Source organism: Albidovulum sp., assembly GCF_008933605.1.
Classification (GTDB): domain Bacteria; phylum Pseudomonadota; class Alphaproteobacteria; order Rhodobacterales; family Rhodobacteraceae; genus Albidovulum.
The window spans coordinates 1-18,846 of sequence record NZ_WBUS01000065.1 but is presented as its reverse complement, the minus strand read 5'-3'; the positions used below and the strand labels follow the sequence as shown (position 1 = coordinate 18,846).

The 18,846-nt window shown below is 65.6% G+C and carries 14 protein-coding genes; 8 read left to right on the top strand and 6 right to left on the bottom strand.

Annotation, left to right across the window (positions count from 1 at the left end):
• Nucleotides 1–187: 187 nt before the first annotated feature.
• Nucleotides 188–481, bottom strand: a complete 294-nt coding sequence (locus F9K34_RS10315) for a DUF1127 domain-containing protein (protein ID WP_291336878.1) — start codon at nucleotides 479–481, stop codon at nucleotides 188–190.
• 1,184 nt (nucleotides 482–1,665) lie between these two features.
• Between F9K34_RS10315 and F9K34_RS10310 the strand changes: the two genes are divergently transcribed.
• The 5 genes from F9K34_RS10310 (at nucleotide 1,666) to F9K34_RS10290 (ending at nucleotide 9,809) form a co-directional block, all read left to right on the top strand.
• Entirely contained in the window at nucleotides 1,666–2,625 is a 960-nt protein-coding gene (locus F9K34_RS10310; RefSeq protein ID WP_291336880.1) for a TAXI family TRAP transporter solute-binding subunit, read from the top strand.
• An 82-nt stretch (nucleotides 2,626–2,707) separates the two neighbouring features.
• Nucleotides 2,708–4,783, top strand: a complete 2,076-nt coding sequence (locus tag F9K34_RS10305) for a TRAP transporter permease (RefSeq protein ID WP_291336877.1) — start codon at nucleotides 2,708–2,710, stop codon at nucleotides 4,781–4,783.
• Entirely contained in the window at nucleotides 4,780–5,157 is a 378-nt protein-coding gene (locus F9K34_RS10300) for a DUF1850 domain-containing protein (RefSeq protein ID WP_291336876.1), read from the top strand. Before F9K34_RS10305 ends, F9K34_RS10300 begins: the two co-directional genes overlap by 4 nt.
• Nucleotides 5,158–5,487: 330 nt before the next feature.
• Complete coding sequence (locus tag F9K34_RS10295) at nucleotides 5,488–6,651, top strand: efflux RND transporter periplasmic adaptor subunit (protein ID WP_436405731.1); 1,164 nt, start codon at nucleotides 5,488–5,490, stop codon at nucleotides 6,649–6,651.
• 26 nt (nucleotides 6,652–6,677) lie between these two features.
• On the top strand, nucleotides 6,678–9,809 hold the full coding sequence (locus F9K34_RS10290) for an efflux RND transporter permease subunit (protein ID WP_291336875.1): 3,132 nt from the start codon (nucleotides 6,678–6,680) through the stop codon (nucleotides 9,807–9,809).
• 62 nt (nucleotides 9,810–9,871) lie between these two features.
• Here F9K34_RS10290 and F9K34_RS10285 read toward each other — a convergent pair whose 3' ends face one another.
• The 5 genes from F9K34_RS10285 to glnH all read right to left on the bottom strand — a co-directional run bounded on the left by F9K34_RS10285 (nucleotide 9,872) and on the right by glnH (nucleotide 13,942).
• Nucleotides 9,872–10,732: a MurR/RpiR family transcriptional regulator gene (locus tag F9K34_RS10285; protein WP_291336874.1), complete on the bottom strand. Its 861-nt coding sequence runs from the start codon at nucleotides 10,730–10,732 to the stop codon at nucleotides 9,872–9,874.
• Nucleotides 10,733–10,745: 13 nt separating this feature from the next.
• Nucleotides 10,746–11,768: a C45 family autoproteolytic acyltransferase/hydolase gene (locus F9K34_RS10280; protein WP_291336873.1), complete on the bottom strand. Its 1,023-nt coding sequence runs from the start codon at nucleotides 11,766–11,768 to the stop codon at nucleotides 10,746–10,748.
• Nucleotides 11,758–12,486 carry a glutamine ABC transporter ATP-binding protein GlnQ gene (gene glnQ / locus F9K34_RS10275; protein WP_291336872.1) on the bottom strand — a complete coding sequence of 243 codons (729 nt, stop codon included), beginning with the start codon at nucleotides 12,484–12,486 and terminating at the stop codon, nucleotides 11,758–11,760. Before glnQ ends, F9K34_RS10280 begins: the two co-directional genes overlap by 11 nt.
• Nucleotides 12,483–13,139, bottom strand: a complete 657-nt coding sequence (glnP, locus tag F9K34_RS10270) for a glutamine ABC transporter permease GlnP (RefSeq protein WP_291336871.1) — start codon at nucleotides 13,137–13,139, stop codon at nucleotides 12,483–12,485. The genes glnQ and glnP overlap by 4 nt, the downstream gene beginning before the upstream one ends.
• Before the next feature lie 65 nt (nucleotides 13,140–13,204).
• The gene (gene glnH / locus F9K34_RS10265) at nucleotides 13,205–13,942 is read right to left on the bottom strand and encodes a glutamine ABC transporter substrate-binding protein GlnH (protein ID WP_291336870.1); all 738 of its coding nucleotides are present in this window, start codon (nucleotides 13,940–13,942) and stop codon (nucleotides 13,205–13,207) included.
• Between the two features lie 124 nt (nucleotides 13,943–14,066).
• Between glnH and F9K34_RS10260 the strand changes: the two genes are divergently transcribed.
• The 3 genes from F9K34_RS10260 to F9K34_RS10250 all read left to right on the top strand — a co-directional run bounded on the left by F9K34_RS10260 (nucleotide 14,067) and on the right by F9K34_RS10250 (nucleotide 18,487).
• On the top strand, nucleotides 14,067–15,395 hold the full coding sequence (locus F9K34_RS10260; RefSeq protein WP_291336869.1) for an aspartate aminotransferase family protein: 1,329 nt from the start codon (nucleotides 14,067–14,069) through the stop codon (nucleotides 15,393–15,395).
• Nucleotides 15,392–16,192, top strand: coding sequence for a 3-keto-5-aminohexanoate cleavage protein (locus tag F9K34_RS10255; RefSeq protein WP_291336868.1), 801 nt, complete (start codon nucleotides 15,392–15,394; stop codon nucleotides 16,190–16,192). Before F9K34_RS10260 ends, F9K34_RS10255 begins: the two co-directional genes overlap by 4 nt.
• A 486-nt stretch (nucleotides 16,193–16,678) precedes the next feature.
• Entirely contained in the window at nucleotides 16,679–18,487 is a 1,809-nt protein-coding gene (locus F9K34_RS10250) for a DUF6538 domain-containing protein (protein ID WP_291336867.1), read from the top strand.
• The last annotated feature ends 359 nt before the right edge of the window (nucleotides 18,488–18,846 follow it).

Sequence of the window (18,846 nt, the reverse complement as noted above, 5' to 3'; positions counted from 1 at the left end):
GACGATCATCGACAGAAGCGCCGAAAGGTCCACGGCCGGGGCGGGCACCGCGCTGGTGCGGTCGAAGGAGGAAGGAAGGGCCGTCATGGGGTCTCTCCTTGGTTGTCGCGTTTCATCTTGTTCGAGGCGGGCTGCGGGGGGTGCGGGAAAGGGGGCGCGCCGGGGTGCCGGACGCATCCCCCGCCCGTCACCGGCGAACGACCCCGCGCCCCTGCGACCCATTTTCGCGCAGCGCGGATTCGATCGAGCCGCGGATGAAGCCGATATCGCGCAGGCTGTGATCGCTGAGCTTGGCGAGTTCGTGCGCCGTCATCCGGATCGCGCGCGCCTCGGCCCGCTGCTCCAGCCGCATCCTGAAACCGGCGACGAAAGCCTTCGCCCTGGCGCGCAGTCCGCCGTCGCGGGCCGGCAGCGGCGAGGCGACGTCCGGCTGCGCCGCGAACCGTTCCGCCTGGACGTTCGCCGATGGCCGCACGATCACGGACCGGACGGCCGCAGCCGGTCCGCCGCGCGGATCATGTCGAACGACTGCACCATGCGAAGGCAGGGACGGGTGGATGGGTCCGCCGTGGCTTTCCCGAAGAACAGGTGTCTCAATATAATTCATGTCAAATCCTCATCTATTGTCGCTCAAAACGGCGGGGTCGCTGGCGATCGCGGAAATGCGCGGTCGCCACTTTGGGAAAATCCCGGACGGCCGAAGCCCACTGAACCGGGCCGAAAGACCCGTCTCGTCCCGTCGCCGCCCTTGCGGGGAAATGCGGGACGCCGGCGGACGCCGGCGGCTCCACGGCGCAGGGAACGAGAAAATGCTTTGGAGCTCAGATAACCTTCATGATGTCACTTCAACTATGCATTGCGCCAAATCCTTGAACGGATCGTCGGTTCCGCCCGGATCATCGCGCCCGAAATCGACCTGAACCCTGGAATGTCGATGCGGGACCAGATCGTGGAACTTTCTTGCCGGAAAGCCCCGGAAAGCGCCAACGAATTGTTCGTATGCGCACGATAAGGATTGCTAATGGGCAAGGAACTCCGGCACGGAGACGGGTTTCGGCGCGCGACATGAGCCTCTCGATTGCCGGACATGAGCGCCACGGCAATTCGGTGGCGGTCAGGCCGCGGCTGTTAACCATCGAACGCAGGATCACAACCTCTCAGGCAGTAGCCTCGCTGAGCCGGGCGGGACTCCGCGCTTGCCAAATGGCACCCCTTTGATGCTGTCCTCGCCGCGCAGCGCTTCCGGAACGATGCGGATCTTCTCCTCGGCTGAGGGTGCTTCCGCCTGCGCCGGAGGATGCCCTTGACCGTCGGCTTCACCGTTCCGGGTTTCTGTCTCAACTTGATTCCTTGAGGGGTATGATGAGGCAGAAACCCTCCGTTACAGGATCAACTTGGATGCCCCGCAGGAACTGACGGGGGACATGAAAGTCTGTCGTCCGCATGGCCCATGGAAGAGCCCGCCGCGGGAGCCCCGCGACCATCCACAGGGTCCAAAGGGCAATGCATCTATGGCAGGACGCCCTGCGCGGCTCCCGGCTTCTTTTTCCGCGACGCGCGCAAAGGCGGTTTTCAAATGCCCCGGGATTGCCAAGACTGTTGCGCAGCTCCGTGGTGAACCGCGGGGCGCGCAGAAAACCATGCCAGCACAACGAGGAGGACCACATGACCAAAGCCCTTACCCGTAGCCTGCGCGCGCTCGCCGCCGGTGCGGCCATTGCCGCTGCCCCCTTGGCCGCTCAGGCCGAACAGTTCATCAACATCCTGACCGGCGGCACCTCGGGCGTCTATTACCCGATCGGGGTGGCGCTCTCGAAGATCTACGGCGAGAAGATCGAAGGCGCGCGCACGCAGGTCCAGGCCACCAAGGCCAGCGTGGAAAACCTGAACCTGTTGCAGCAGGGCAAGGGGGAACTGGCGCTGGCCCTGGGCGACTCGGTGAAATACGCCTGGGAAGGCAATCAGGAAGTCGGGTTCAATGCGCCCTTGTCCAAGCTGCGCGGCATCGCGGCCGTCTATCCGAACTACATCCAGATCGCGGCCTGCGGCGAATGCGGAGCGATGACGCTGGCGGACCTGAAAGGGACCAGCATGTCGGTCGGCGCAGCAAAGTCGGGGACCGAACTGAATGCGCGCGCCATCCTGGCCGCGGCCGGGATGAGCTATGACGACCTCGGCAAGGTTGAATACCTGCCCTTCGCCGAGTCGGTCGAACTCATGAAGAACCGTCAGCTGGACGTGACGCTGCAATCGGCGGGACTGGGCGTTGCCTCGCTCAAGGATCTTGCGACCTCGCAGCCAATCAACATGGTCGCAATTCCCGCCGACGTGGCCGACAAGCTGGGCGCGCCCTATATCGCGGCGACGATTCCGGCCGGCACCTACGAAGGCCAGACGGCGGATGTCCCGACCGTTGCCGTGGTAAACTTCCTGATCACCCACGAGGACGTGACGGAGGAAACCGCCTATCAGATGACCAAGCAACTGTTCGAGAACCTGCCGGAACTGGTTGCCGCGCATCAGGCGGCGAAGGCGATTAGCCTGGAAGGCGCCCTGAACGGCATGCCTGTGCCGTTGCATCCGGGCGCCGAGCGGTTTTACCGCGAAGCCGGCATCCTGAATTGAGACCGCGGCCCGCGCGCGGCCTCGCGCGCGGGCATCCCTGACCGGATAGGCAAGCGATCCGGCAGGACAAGGGGAGATAGCCATGACCGCCACCCCCACCGCAGCGGCAGCCTCGCATGACCCGCTGGAGGCCGGCTTCCCGCCCGGACCGGAAGGCCGGCTGCTGTTCTGGATCGCAGTGGTCTTCTCGCTGTTCCAGATCGCCACGGCGGCGCATCTGATCGACCTTGCCAGCCAGATCACCCGCGCGGCGCATGTGGGTTTCCTGATGCTGCTGGCTTTTCCGCTTCTGGCGCTGGTGCGCGGACGCGGGGGGCCAATGCGGTGGCTGGCCTGGGCCGCCGGTCTCGCCGGGGTCGCGGTGGCGCTGTACCAGTGGTGGGAATACGTACCGCTCCTGATGCGGGCGGGCGATCCCCTGCCCATCGACATCGCGTTCGGGGTGCTGGCGCTGGCGCTTGTGTTCGCGGCGGCCTGGTCGCTGATGGGTCCGGCGCTGCCGATCATCGCGGGGCTGTTTCTCGCCTATTGCCTGTTCGGCCAGTTCCTGCCCAGCCCGCTCAACCATCGCGGCTATGATTTCGCCCAGGTGATTGACCACATGGCCTATGGGACCGAGGGCATCTACGGCATCCCGACCTATGTGTCGTCGACCTTCATCTTCCTGTTCATCCTGTTCGGCGCCTTTCTCGAAAAGGCCGGGATGATCAAGCTGTTCACGGATGTCTCGCTGGGTCTGGTCGGGCACCGCATGGGGGGCGCGGCGAAGGTTGCGGTGCTGTCGTCGGGGCTGATGGGCACGATTTCCGGTTCGGGCGTTGCCAACGTGGTCACCACCGGGCAGTTCACCATCCCTCTGATGAAGAAGTTCGGCTACCGTCCCGCCTTTGCCGGCGGGGTCGAGGCGACCGCGTCGATGGGCGGCCAGATCATGCCCCCGGTCATGGGCGCGGTCGCCTTCATCATGGCGGAAACCCTGGGCGTGGAATACGTCGAGATCGTCAAGGCCGCGCTGATTCCGGCGATCCTCTATTTTGCCGGTGCCTTCTGGATGGTGCATCTTGAAGCCGGTCGCATGTCGCTGCGTGGGCTTGACCGATCGGAACTGCCCTCGCCTCTGGTCGCGATCCGTGAGGGCTGGCACCTGATCCTGCCGCTCGCGGTACTGGTGTGGCTGCTGTTTTCCGGCTACACGCCCTTGTTCGCGGGCACCGTCGGACTGGGGCTGACCCTCATGCTGATCCTCGGCGCCTCGGTCGCGTTGGGCCTCCCCGCGGGTGCGATCCGCGGGATCTTCTGGATCGGCTTGGGGCTTGTGGCGGCGTCCTTCCTTCAGTGGGGCATCTGGGTGGTGACCGCTGCCGTGGCGGCGCTGGTAGCGGCGAACGCGGTCAGCCGAGGTGGGCGCGAGACGCTGGCGATCTGCCGTGACGCGCTGGCCGACGGCGCGCGCAGCGCGCTCCCGGTGGGCATCGCCTGCGCGCTGGTCGGCATCATCATCGGCACCATGACGCTGACCGGTGCTGCCAATACCTTTGGCCAGTTCATCGTCGGTGTCGGCGAAAACAGCCTGTTCCTGTCGCTGGTTCTGACGATGGTGACCTGCGTCGTGCTGGGCATGGGTATCCCGACCATCCCGAACTACATCATCACCTCGTCAATCGCCGGCCCCGCGCTCCTGGAACTGGGCGTGCCGCTGATCGTATCGCACATGTTCGTGTTCTACTTCGGCATCCTCGCCGACCTGACGCCGCCGGTGGCACTGGCCTGCTTCGCCGCGGCGCCGATCGCGAAGGCACGTGGGCTGACCATCTCGATGAACGCTATCAAGATCGCGGCGGCAGGTTTTGTGGTGCCGTTCATGGCGGTCTATACACCGGCTCTGATGCTGCAGCCCGGTGGCCCGCTGGCCGAAGCGATCGGGTTCGTTCCCGCGGTAATCTACGTCGTGGCAAAGGCGGTCCTGTCCATAGCCCTGTGGGGCGCGGCGGTGATCGGCTGGCTGGGGCGTCCGCTCGTCCTGTGGGAACGTGCCTTGGCGGCCGCGGCGGGCTTGACCCTGATTGCGGCGCTTCCCGTCACCGACGAGATCGGCTTTGCCCTGTCGGTGCTATTCGCCGCGCAGCTCTGGAGGCGCCGTGGTGCGAGGGTGGCGTGAGCAACTGCCTGGCGGTCGCGGCGTTGACGCTGGTGCTGGCCGAGCCGGTCTTCACGCTGGACTGGACGCATTCGGTCGAACGCACCGCTTGGCGCGAGGTCTGGGCGCTGCAACCGGGCGGCCTGCGGCTGGTCGAGGCAGCGGTCAAGGGGTCGGGCGCCGGAATGGACCCGGGCGAGGGTGCGGTGCTGCGCGACGGGTGGTGGGTCTGGGCGCCGGATCTGGCCCCTCAGCCGTCGGTCACGCTGGCGGCCTCGGGCGCCACCGGCGGAGGGTGGCGTCTGTGCAGCGGTGAGGAATGTCATGTTATCGGAGCCGAACCCGGCCAGGCGATACGCCTCGCCCCGTGTCGACGAGAGGATGAGAGCGACTGACCCGGAGGCACATCGACCAGATCGCCAGGCGGACCCCGACCGTGGCAATCTCCGACATGGCCGCTCGCCCTGGCGGACCCTCGCAGACCCGTTCTGACACATCAATGCCGTGGGGTGCGGTCACGTCATCAAGGCGGAGCCAGATCGAAGCGGGCCAGCACTAGGATAGGGGGACGCAGATTGCTCCGGAAACGACCCAAGGGGGGAAGTTGCTCGCCGGACGCATGCAACTGTTGCCTTGCATTCCGATCGGGGACCGGTCTAAGGGGCGGGAACACCTGCTGTCCCACCGCCGATCAGCCAATGCCACGCGCTCACGGGATAACGCCCATGTTTCAAGCAACGAGAGTCCCGATCCTGCTGGCGTGGGCGGCGCTCGCGATGCACCTGCCTGGTGTTCTTCGCGCGCAGGGGGCGGCGCCCGCGGCCGTCACGGTTGTCACGGTCCAGCCTGAGACCGTGACATTGACCACGACCCTGCCGGGGCGCGTCATCGCTTCAGCGGTTTCGGAGGTCCGGCCCCAGGTCGCCGGCATCATCACCGAGCGCCTGTTCGACGAAGGCGGCTCGGTCGAGGCGGGAGAGGCGCTTTACACCATAGATCCGGCCACTTACGAGGCGGCGGTGGCGCAGGCCAGCGCGTCGGTCTCGGCGGCCGAGGCACAGCTGCGCGCCGCCGAGCGGAATCGGGCGCGCGCCGAGACGCTGCTGAGCCGCGATGTCGGCACCCAGCAGACACTCGACGACGCGATCACCGCACGTGAGAGCGCCGCTGCGCAGCTTCTCGTCGCCAAGGCGCTGCTTCGCTCCGCTCAGATCGAGCTCGACCGAACGACGATCCGTGCCCGGCTTAGCGGTGAAATCGGTCGGTCGCTGACCAGCCGCGGCGCGCTCGTCACCACCGGGCAGACCGAGCCGCTCGCAGTGATCCGCAACATCGATCCGGTCTTCGTCGACGTGACGCAGTCGGCGGCGGAACTGTTGCGGTGGCGTCGCGACAGATCGGGGAACGGTCAGGACGGGCAAGACCGCAGGGTGGAGCTCATCCTCGCCGATGGCAGCGAGTATGAACAGACGGGCACGCTGACGGCCGCCGAACCGCAGGTGGACGTGCGGACCGGAGTCGTTGTCTTGAGGATGGAGTTCGACAATCCCGACAAGCTGCTCCTGCCAGGAATGTATGTGCAGGTCGTCATGCCGACGACGATGGCAGAGGGCATCTATCTCGTGCCGCAGGAAGGCGTGAGCCGCGACCGGCGCGGGCGGCCCATCGTGTTCTTGGTGACCGCGGACAACGTGGTCGAGCCGCGCGAAATCAACATCGTCGAGGATCGCGGCGCCGATTGGGTGGTGGACGCCGGGCTCGCTCCGGGAGATCGCGTCATGGTCGAGGGGTTCCAGAAAGCCGCGCCCGGCACGACCGTCACCCCCGAGGAACGCCACGAATCCGTCCGGGGAGATGCCGGCGCGGAGCCGAAGACCACAACGGACTAGCGGCCAAGCGCCGACCGGAGACCGCCATGGCCCGCTTCTTCATCGACCGTCCGATCTTCGCCTGGGTGATCTCGATGATCATCATGGGCATCGGCACGTTGTCCGTCCTTACGCTGCCCGTTTCGCAGTATCCGCAGATCGCGCCACCCACGGTGCAGATTTCCGCGACCTATCCGGGCGCGTCGGCGCAGACGGTTGCCAACACGGTGACACAGCTGATCGAGCAGCAGATGACCGGGCTGGACGGCATGCGCTACATGTCGTCCAACTCGACCTCGGCCGGCACGGCGCAGATAACCCTGACCTTCGAGACGGGAACCGATCCGGACATCGCGCAGGTCCAGGTGCAGAACAAACTGGCGCGGGCGACGCCGCTGCTGCCCGAACCGGTCCAGCGGCAGGGCGTGTCGGTGCAGAAATCCTCGGCCGGGTTCCTGATGGTGATCGCGCTGATCTCGGACAACGCGGGATATGAACAGGTCGATCTGGCCGACTACATGGTCAGCAACCTGGTCGATGAACTCAGCCGCATCGAAGGTGTCGGCAGTGTGCAGGTCTTCGGCGCGCCCTACGCAATGCGGATCTGGCTCGATCCGTCGAAGCTGGCGGCATTCGAACTGGCGCCGTCCGACGTGGTGGCGGCGGTTTCCGAGGAGAATGCCCAGATCTCGGCGGGAGCGTTTGGCGAGCGCCCGGCCGTCGCCGGCCAGCAGTTGAACGCGACCATTACCGCCCAATCGCTGCTTCAGACACCCGAGGACTTCCGGCAGATCGTGCTCAGGGCGGAAACCGACGGCGGCCTCGTTCTGCTGGGCGACGTGGCCGATGTCGAGATCGGCGCCGAGAGTTACTCCACGATCTCGCGCTACGACCGCAACCCGTCGGCCGGTCTGGCGATCAGCCTCGCGCCGGGCGCCAACGCTCTCGACACGTCCGAGGCCGTCAAGGAGCGGATGGAGGAGTTCGCCAGGTTCTTCCCCGAGGGGGTGCAATACGTGATCCCCTTCGACACAGCTCCCTTTGTCAGGGTTTCCATCGATGAAGTGGTGCGAACGCTGATCGAGGCAATCGGGCTCGTGTTCCTCGTCATGCTGCTGTTCCTTCAGAACCTCAGGGCGACACTGATCCCGACCCTGGCAGTTCCGATCGTGCTTCTGGGAACCTTCGGCATCCTCGCGGCAGCCGGTTTCTCGATCAACACGCTGACCATGCTGGCGATGGTGCTGGCGATCGGCCTTCTGGTCGACGATGCCATCGTGGTCGTCGAGAACGTCGAGCGGATCATGCGAGAGGAGGGTCTGGGCCCTGTCGAGGCGACCCGCAAGTCGATGGATCAGATCACTGGCGCGCTGATCGGAATCGCCCTGGTCCTGTCGGCGGTCTTCGTGCCGATGGCGTTCTTCGGCGGCTCGACCGGCGTGATCTATCGGCAATTCGCCATCACGATCGTGTCGGCGATGGCGCTGTCCGCGGTGGTCGCGCTGACACTTACACCCGCCCTCTGCGCGACACTGCTGCGGCACGGCGAGCAGGGAAAGCGGCGCGGGCCGGTGGCGCTTTTCAACAAGGGGTTCGACCGGCTGACGCGGGGCTACGGCAGCAGCGTTGGCTGGCTGGTGAAGCGGCCTGTGCGCGTCGGGCTGGTCTATCTGGTCCTGGCTGCGGCGATGGGGCTTCTCTTCGCGCGTACGCCGACCGGGTTTCTGCCCGAAGAGGACCAGGGCATCCTCTTCGCGCTCGTTCAGGCGCCAACCGGCGCCACGGCCGAACGGACGCTGGGCGTGATCGAGAAGGTCGAGGATCACTTTCTCGGAGCGGAAGGCGCTCTCGTCGAATCCACCTTCGGTGTGGTCGGCTTCAGTTTCGCCGGTCGGGGCCAGAACATGGGCATTGCCTTCGTGCGCCTGAAGGACTGGTCGGAAAGGACGAAGCCCGCGGACAGCGTGCAGGCGATCGCCGGCCGCGCTTTCGGCGCGCTGGGCAGCATTCGTGATGCCTTTGTCTTCCCCATCGTGCCGCCTTCGGTGATCGAGCTTGGAAACGTCTCCGGCTTCGATTTCTATCTTCAGGCGCGTGGCGGCCAGACGCACGAACAGCTTCTGGACGCCCGCAACCAGCTTCTCGGCATGGCTGCGCAAAGCCCGGTGATCGCTTCCGCCCGCCCGAACGGGCTGGAGGACGCCGCCCAGTTCAACCTCGACATCGATTGGCGCAAGGCCGGCGCGATGGGCGTCTCGGCGACCGATGTCGGCAATCTCCTGCAGATCGCCTGGGCGGGAAGCTATGTGAACGATTTCCTCGACCGCGGACGGATCAAGCCGGTCTATGTCCAAGGCGCCCCCGATGCGCGGTCGACGCCGTCCGACATCGAGAAATGGCGGGTGCGCAACGCGACCGGTGGTCTGGTGCCATTCTCCAACTTCGCGGAAAGCAACTGGAGTTACGGCCCGCAGGGCGTGACCCGCTACAACGGCGTTCCGTCGATGCAGATCCAGGGCTCGCCCGCCGACGGTGTGACGACCGGGGAGGCGATGGCCGAGATCGAGCGGCTGGCAACGCAGCTTCCGCCGGGCTTCGCCGTCTCGTGGACCGGGCTCTCGCTGGAAGAACGCGAGTCCGGCTCACAGGCGCCCCTGCTCTACGCGCTTTCACTCGCAGCCGTCTTCCTGTCGCTCGCCGCGCTCTACGAAAGCTGGTCCATTCCCTTCGCGGTGATGCTGGCGATGCCGATCGGGATCCTGGGTGCCCTCGTCGGCGCCTGGCTCGGAGGGTTCGAGAACGGCGTTTTCTTCCAGGTCGGCCTTCTTACCGTCATCGGGCTGACCGGCAAGAATGCGATCCTGATCGTCGAATTCGCGCGCGAGCGGTTCGAGGCGGGCGAGACCCTGCGCCGCGCCGCGACCGAGGCGGCGCGGCTGCGCTTCCGTCCGATCATCATGACGTCGATGGCATTCTCGCTGGGCGTTCTTCCGCTCGTCATCAGCACGGGTGCCGGTTCGGGCGGGCGCACGGCGATCGGCTCCGGCGTGATGGGTGGCACGATCTCGGCCACGGTTCTCGGCGTGCTTTTCGTCCCGGTGTTCTTTGTAATCGTTGCGCGCCTCACACGCGGCAAGAACCCGCTGGTGCCGCTGGATGGCGCGTCGGAAAGCCCCTAGTGCCAAGCGCCGCCGGCTGACGCAACCTGGGATCTCGCAGGCATCCGCGGCAAGCCGGCTCCTCAGAGCTCGATCGCGAGCCGCTCGATCATCCGGTCCCGCTCCAGCAGGGCCTTGCGCGTCTGGTCCGGCCGTGCCGCGGCGCAGGCATTGATCAGGCACTCGGCCGCGACAGTGAATGCCCCGATGCTATTGGAGATGAAGCTCGATTCATGGGCGACCAGGATCGCCGCGCGCGAACTGTCGACAAGCGGCGAACTGGCGCGGTCGGTGAGGGCGACGGAGGCGAGCCCTATTTCTCGCGCCGTTCGCGCAACCTCGACCACCTGCGCCGAATAGGGCGCGCAACTCGCCACGAGCAGGACATCCCCCTTCTCGAGCATCGCCAGTCCCTCGGCGATCCCGAGGCTGTTGGCATCGAGAAGCGCGACATCGGCCCGGATCATCCTCAGCCCGTAGACGAGAAACGCCGCGACGGCGTGGAACTGTCGGATGCCGTAGACGGCGACGCGGGGCGCCGACATGATCAGGTCGACGGCGGCCTCGAAGGCGTCCCTGTCGAACTGCTCGACGAAGCGGTCGATGTTGGCCTGGTTCTCGTGGCAGAGCTGGATGGCGCGCGACCGCGTGCTCGTCCCCTCGGCCAGCGCGGCGCGGGCCTGCCGGGAATAGAACTCGCCCGGCGGGGCCATGGAGGCGGTGAGCAGCACTTGCTGAAACGCCGGAAACCCCGAATAGCCGAGGCTGTGGGCGAGCCGGGTCAGGGTGGACGGGTTGACGCCCAGAACCTCGGCCAGCGAGGTGATCGAGAGAAGCGCGGGATTCCCGGTCAGGTCGAGGATGCGGCCGAGGGCCTGGCGCGCCTTCGCTCCCAGGCTGATCGGTGCCTCGCCGCGCGCGATGGCGACCATCAGCGCGCGCAACGCGTCCAGCGTTTCAGGCGGTTTTGCCTGCGTAGGTGGCGGGGTCGGAACTCTGGTCATAGATGCTCCACTGGATCCCCTCCTGTGTGACATGGAAGACCGCCGTGGCAAGCGTGTTTTCCTCGTCCGGGTCGTCCGCCGCGTCGCGCCGGATCGGCAGGCCGGAACCGCCGGTGTCGCGAAGGAGAACCAGCGGATCAGCCCTGCCCTGCGCAAGAAGCGCGGTGCCACGCGCCTGTCGGTCGCGTGAGGAAGGGGTGACGATCTGGTCCGCACAGCCCGACCCGTGATGCAGGGCGTGGTTGGCATGAACCGACGGCGCGTCGATGACCCTCACTGAAACCTCGCCGCGTCCGAACTCGACCGAGACGATGCGGCGGTCGGCCATGTGAGACAGAGCGAAGTGGAACCCGCCCGAGTTCGGAGATGCCCTGAGCACGGAAAGCGCAGACTCGATGTCTGGCGCGGCCAGGACCGCGCGGCCCAGGACCATGCGCGGCGTGTCTGCATGCACCCCGACGAGTCGGATGTTGTTGACGGTCTGGACGAGACCGGCGCGCGTCACCGCGAACGTATGGCCGGGGATCGACCCGGGATAGCAGAAGGCATGGAAGCCCGTCCCCCGCTCTGGCGTCACCTCGGCGATGAACGAGGCGCCGCGGAAGAAGGGCAACCCGTCCTCGTTGTGGGCCAGAACCGGCGTCGGGCCGGGCAGCATGACCGTAGTGCAGCCGTCGGGCACCGAGGCCAGAAGGTCACCCCGGCAGTTCCACGCCATCACCTGGTGGACCGGCAGGTGCAGGCCCTCGGCAAGCCCCTCGATCTCCGCCCAAATCGTCGGAAAGCGCGCCTGCACGGTTGCGATCATCCGGGCAAGACCCTCGGCGTTGGCGGGATCGTTCACCCGTTGCCAGATCCGCGCCGAAAGCAGATGCCGGTGCACGGCGTCACGGCCGGCCATCCCGAGCGCCCGGCCGAGCGACCGCGGATCGCCGCCGGCGGCGATCCAGCCGAGGCCATTCGCGTCATTCGACATGTTGCAGGAAATCCTTCAGGCGTTCGCTGGGCGGGTTCTCGATCACGTCGCGCGGATTGCCGTCGACCGAGATCTTTCCGTGCTCCATGAAGATCAGCCGTGTGCCCACCTGCTTGGCAAAGGCCATCTCGTGGGTGACGACGACCATCGTCATGCCCTCCTGCGCCAGCTGGCGCATCACGGTCAGCACTTCCTGCTTCAGTTCGGGGTCGAGCGCCGAGGTCGGCTCGTCGAAGAGCATCACCTTGGGGCGCACGGCGAGCGCGCGAGCGATCGCGACCCGCTGCTGCTGGCCACCCGAGAGCTCGGCGGGATAGTGTCCGGCCTTGTCGCGCAGGCCCACCTTCTCGAGGAGCGCCAGCGCCTGCTTGCGGGCCTCGGCCGCGGATGCGCCGCGCACCTTGCGCGGCCCGAAGGCCACGTTTTCCAGCGCCGTCATCTGCGGAAAGAGGTTGAACTGCTGGAACACCATCCCGGCTTCCTGCCGGATCAGGCGGAGCTGCTTCTTGCCGGCGCGCACGCTGATCCCGTCCATGACGAGGTCCCCGCCCGAAATCTGTTCCAGCCCGTTGATGCAGCGCAGAAGCGTGGACTTGCCCGAACCGGAAGGCCCGATCAGCACCACGACCTCGCCCACGTCGATGTCGAGATCGACCTCGTCCAGCACCTTCAGGTCGCCGAAATGCTTCGAGGTCTTGCGGAATTCGATGATGCTCACAGGATCCTCATGCGTTTTTCGATCATGCGGAGCGCCACGCTCATGGTTCCGGTCAGGACGAGATAGATGATGGCGACGGCGGTCCAGATCTCCACCGCGCGGAAGTTCGCGGCCATGATCTCCTGCCCGGTCCGGGTGAGTTCGCCCACCCCGATGACGATGAAGAGCGACGTGTCCTTGAGGCTGACGATGAACTGGTTGCCGAGCGGCGGAATGAGGCGCCGGAAGGCCAACGGTCCAAGGATGTAGACAAGCACCTTCCACTGCGGCAGCCCGAGCGCCAGCCCCGCCTCGCTCAGGCCCTTGGAGATCGAGAGGAACGCGCCCCGCACGATCTCGGCGATATAGGCGCCGGCGTTGACGATGATCGCCAGCACCGCGGCCGACATGGGGTCGACCCTGAGCCCGGTCAGCACCGGCATGGCGAAGTAGAGGAACATCACCTGCACCACGATCGGCGTGCCGCGGATCAGCTCGACATAGGCGAAGGCGACGGCGTTCAGCACTCGGCCGCCATAGGCGCGCATGAGCCCCGCGACGGTGCCGAGGATCAGCCCGCCGAGAAGGCCGATCACGGTGATCTGCACCGTGATTTTCGCGCCGGCGATCAGCTGGGGAAGAAAGGTCAGGACGACGGACCAGTCGGTCTGCATGGCTCGCTCCGGCGGCGGAAAGGGGATGGCTGCGGCGCGCAGGGTCGCCGCAGCCCGGTGTCAGCTCAGTTGGCGGGCTTCGTGCCGAACCACTTTTCGTAGATCGCGTCGTAGCGCCCGTCGGCCTTCATGTTGGCCAGCGCGCCGTTGACCCGCGTGGTCAGCTCGCTAGCCTTGGGAAAGCCGATACCGTACTGGTGCGCCATCATCTGCGCGCCGACGGCCTTGACCTGGCCGTCGCCGGCGGTGGCGATGTAGTAAAGCACGTTCGGCGTGTCGTGCATCGCCGCGTCGACGCCGCCCGCGCGCAGTTCCAGATAGGCGTTGTCGATGTTGGGGAATTTGCGCAGCTCGGTGTCCTTGAAGTTCGCCTCGGCATAGTCGGAGGCAGAGGTGCCGGTCTTGACCGCAAGCGACTTGCCCGCAAGATCCGCCTCGCCGGTGATCGTGCTGTCGGCGGGCACCATGAGAAGGAAGCCGCTGTCATAGTAGCCGTCCGAAAAATCGATCACCTCCTGGCGTTCCGGCTTGATGGTGATGCCGGCAAGCGCGACATCGACCTGGCCGGTCTGAAGCGCCGGGATGATGCCCGCGAAGTCCATCGGACGCAGTTCGTAGGTCACGCCCAGCTCGGTGGCGATCGCATCCCACATGTCGATGTCGAAGCCGACATACTTGTCGCCTTCCTTGAACTCGAACGGGACGAAGGCGGTGTCCGTGGCGACGATCAGGTCTTCGGCCTTGGCAGCGCCGATCCCGAGGACAAGGCCGGCGGCCGTGGCGAGCGCGAGAAGCTTCTTCATGTGCGGGACTCCCTGGTTGCGAGGTGGTTGATGCGTTTCACCCATCCTATGCAAAAACATTTGCGCATTATGACAAACAATGCAATTAAATTTGCACACACTGGCAGCGAAAGGACAGAGCGCCATGCCCGGACATGTCTTCGGACGCTCGACCAAGGGAAGTCTGCCCGTAGCCGAGCTCGGTGACGGATGCTACATCATTGATTCGACAGGAAAGCGCTATCTCGACGGATCGGGTGGTGCGGCGGTGTCCTGCCTTGGCCATTCCGACCCGGACGTACGCGCCGCGCTTCACGCGCAGCTCGACCGCCTCGCGTTCGCCCACACCGGCTTCTTCACCTCGGACGCGGCCGAATCGCTTGCCGACTCCCTCGTGGCGCATGCACCGGAGGGGATCGAGCGAGTCTATCTCGTCTCGGGCGGATCCGAGGCGGTGGAGGCCGCGATCAAGCTTGCCCGACAGTATTTCCTCGAAATCGGCCAGCCACGGCGGCACCGGGTGATCGCCCGGCGGCAAAGCTATCACGGCAACACGCTCGGTGCGCTGGCCGCGGGCGGCAACGAATGGCGCCGCGCCCAGTTCGCACCGCTGCTGGTGGAAACCAGCCATATCGCGCCCTGCTACGAATACCGCGACCGGCAGGAGGGCGAGACCGTCGAGGCCTACGGCCTGCGCGTGGCCGACGAGCTCGAGGCCGAAATCCTGCGCCTTGGACCCGAAACGGTCATGGCCTTCATCGCCGAGCCGGTGGTGGGCGCGACGGCCGGTGCGCTGCCGGCGGTGCCGGGCTACTTCAGGCGCATCCGCGAGATCTGCGACCGTCACGGCGTTCTCCTGATCCTCGACGAGGTCATGTGCGGCATGGGGCGCACGGGACACCTCTTCGCCTGCGAGGAAGACGGCATTGCGCCTGACATGATCACCATCGCCAAGGGCCTCGGCGCCGGCTATCAGCCGGTCGGTGCGCTTCTCGCCTCGGGTCGCATCCATGACGCAATCGCGGGAGGCTCGGGATTCTTCCAGCACGGCCACACCTACATGGGCCACCCGATGGCCGCTGCCGCCGCCAACGCGGTGCTGGGCGCGATCCTCGGCCGCCGGCTCCTGCCGCGTGTCCGCGAACAGGGTGCGAAGCTGCAGGCGGCGCTGGATGACGAACTCGGCCAGCATCCGCATGTGGGCGACATCCGCGGCCGCGGTCTCTTCCGCGGCGTCGAGATCGTGGCCGACCGCGAGACCAAGGCGCCCTTCGATCCGGCGCGGGGGATTCACCGCAAGGTCAAGGCGCTGGCCTTCGAGGCGGGGCTGATCTGCTATCCGATGGGGGGCACGATCGACGGGCAGCGCGGCGACCACGTGCTGCTCGCGCCACCGTTCATCATCGAGGATGGTCAGATTGACGAACTCGTGGCGAAGCTCTCCTCCGCCATCCGGGGCGCCGTGGCGGCATGACGCCCCTGCCCGAGCTGATGGTCGCGCCGAACGGCGCAACCAGGACCAAGGCCGACCATCCCGCACTGCCGATGACAATCGCGGAAATCGTCGCCTGCGCCGAGGCCTGCGCCCGGGCCGGGGCGGACGGGATTCACGCCCATGTCCGCGACAGCGAGGGTCGGCATGTGCTGGACGCGGGGCTTTACGCGGAGCTTCTGGCGGAACTTGCATCCCGCGTGCCGCAGATGCAGGTGCAGATCACGACCGAAGCCGCGGGCCGCTACACCCCGTCCGAGCAGCGGGCGCTGGTCGAGACGCTGCGCCCGGCTTCCGTCTCGGTCGCGCTCAGGGAGATCACGGCCGAGCCCGACATGGGCATCACCCGCCGCTTCTTCGCCTTCTGCGCCGAGGCCGGAATTGCCGTCCAGCACATCCTCTACGATGCCGGCGACGTCGCCCGCTTCGGCGCGCTCCAGGCCGGCGGGATTATCCCCGAGGGTCGCCAGCAGGTGCTGCATGTGCTCGGCCGCTATGTCACCGGCCAGCGCGCCGCGCCCGAAGACCTGGCCGCGCCCCTCACCGCACAGGCGCATCTGCCGGTCGTTCCCGACTGGGCCGCCTGCGCCTTCGGTCCGGCGGAAAGCGCCTGTCTCCTGGCCGCGCGGCGCGCCGGCGGCAAGGTGCGGATCGGGTTCGAGAACAACCTCTTTCGGCCCGACGGAGTGAGGGCCACTGACAACGCGGCGCAGGTCGCCGACTTCCTGCAACTCGCAGCGTTGGGCGGGACCGCCCAAGCGACCGATCGCTCAGCCTGAACCGCCGCCGGGCAGAAGCTCGCTTCCCGTCCGCCAACCACCGCGCGCAATGCAGACGCGTGCGGCGGAAACTCTGGCCACCGCGGCGCAGGTGTGTCCTTGCCCCGGCGAGGCACGGCATTCAGTGGATCGGCCAGCGCAAGGGGCGCGGCGGCGGGGGGGGGGCTTGTCCCCGTTCAGGTTTCGATGCAACAGCGCCTCGCGGGATGGCGTCCGAGTTATATTGCCGAGCGATTCACCCGAAGGGTCCGCGCCGCCCGTTCCTGGCATGAGGAACAGGTCCAAGTGCCGGGCGACACCCCGATCTGTAGCGCTAATCACTTGTAATTTTGCGGGAAATTGGTCGGAGCGAGAGGAACATAACCCACTTTTCGACAACCCGTTCATAAGAGTTAAGTTATTGACAATAGGTGTGTTCTAGTGAGCTTAGTGTTCCGGTTGACTGTTCCGGGGAAGTGTTCCGGAGATCAGGCTGGAGGGGATTTCATGAGGCGGATTTCGTATCTATGCAAACGTGGCTCAGTCTACTACGCGCGCATGGATGTGCCTGAAGATCTGGTTCCGATCCTCAAAAGAAAGACGAAGAAGCTCTCTCTCAAGACCAAGGATGAGAAAGAGGCCAAGCGGCGCCTCCTGCCCGTAATCGCGGAGTGGCAGCGCGAGTTCGAAGACTTGCGCGCCCGCAGCACGCTCGTCTCCGCTGACAGAGAGCATGCGGTGTGGGATCTCTACACCGCCGTGCTCGAGCGCGACGAGACAGAACGAGCGACGCGTCCAGGTCAGGCCGATATCGACGCCGCGACCGCCGAACTTCTCTCAAGAGCTGACCGGGGCGAGATCAAGGGGTTTGATCCGCTCGCGATCTTGGATGTGACCCTTGAACTGCAGGTGGCTCAGAAGGCAGGAGAACTCTCGAGTAATTTTCGCAAGGCGAAGCTCGCGGACCTCCGCAAACATCTCGCGAAGGGCGAGACCGCACTGGTTGCGCACGAGGTCGACGAGTTCCTGCGACAGAACAGACTCTTCGTAGATCGTTCGACGCCTGAATGGATCAGTCTTGCCAGGCACACCATGCGAGCCGAGATTGAGGCTCTTGAGCGAACGCTGGAACGTGATGCCGGGAACTATGGCGGCGAGCCCAGGGATCCGCTCGTGAGGCCGCCGACGGTGCCTCGGCGCGCAGAACCTGTAACAGCCTCTCCCGGCGAGAGCCTGCTGGAGGCGCTGGAGGCGTTCAGGAACGAGAACCCTCGCAGCGTTTCGAAGAGCCGCATGGACGAGTCCTGCCGCGACATTGGCATCTTCATGGACATCGTCGGCCCGAAGTTCCCGGTGTCCAAGATCACCAAGAAGCACGTCCGTGATTGGAAGATGCTGCTGATGAAGTATCCAGTGCGCGCGACGGAGGTCGTGGCCTTCCGAGGCTTGAACATGCGTCAGACCGTCGAAATGAACAACGACTTGAAGCGCCCAGTTCTGTCAGATCGGACCGTCAACCGATACCTATCCAGCCTCTCGGCATTCTGTGCTTGGGCCGAGGTCAACGGATACATCGCGAGTAACCCTTGCTCCGGCATGGCGTTGCCGAAGGAACGTCGAGCCAAGACCCTGCCCTTTACGAGCGAACAGCTGAACCGGCTGTTCAAGTCACCGCTCTTCGCGGGCGCCCAGAGCGATTCACAGTGGCGATACATATCACGGCCTGGGAATGTCTTGATCCGCGATCACCGCTTCTGGGTCCCGCTGATCATGCTGTTTTCCGGGGCACGGCCTGGTGAGATCGGTCAGCTCGCCGTCAGCGATGTCCGCCGGGAACACGGTCACTGGATAATGCACATTACGACCGAGGGTGACGCCCATGCCGAAGGGAAATCGGTCAAGACGGCAGGCTCCATGCGCGTCATCCCTATTCATCCTGAGTTGGAGCGCCTGGGCTTCCTAAAATATCACGCTGCCCGTCTTAACACTTCCGACACGCAGCTCTTTCCCGGTGCGCGACGAAATGAGCGCGGTCAGATGATGGCGGACTTCTCGCGTGAATTCGGTAAGTATCTAACCCGTATCGGCCTCAAGGAGGGCCGTGGACTGTCCCTCTACTCGTTCCGACACGGAGCGGCTGATGCCCTGCGCCGGGCCGGATATCTTGACAGCCAGTTCGGCTTCATCCTCGGTCACACAGAGGGCTCGATGACTGGCCGGTATGGCATCATGCCTCAGGGGATGCTCGAACAGCGGGTCGAGTTGGTGAACGCCATAGACTATCCGGGCTTGGTGCTCGATCACCTCGTCGCCTAACCCCGTAAAGCCCCAGCGTATCGATCATGATGCCTCGGCTCGGGATCGTCCGTGCCTAACCCGTCAGATCCGCGAGGACTCTAGGCGCGCGATTGGGTGTCCTCAGGATGTGCTCGAGCGGCACAGACGGTGGAAGCGTGGGCAGGATGTAGGCCGACTTTGACATGATGGCATGTCGTGTTCGAAAACTCCACATTTCTGAACATGACACGGCCAACGTGTTCGCGAAAGCAGATAGTGCCCCACGGCATGGTGTAAGAGCGCCGCCCCTCGAAGAGGTCCAAGCTTGATCAGGTGGCCACGGCGGGCAGCCTGACGGTGGGATTGTCGGTGACGCGGGCGAGCGTTTCAAGCGACAT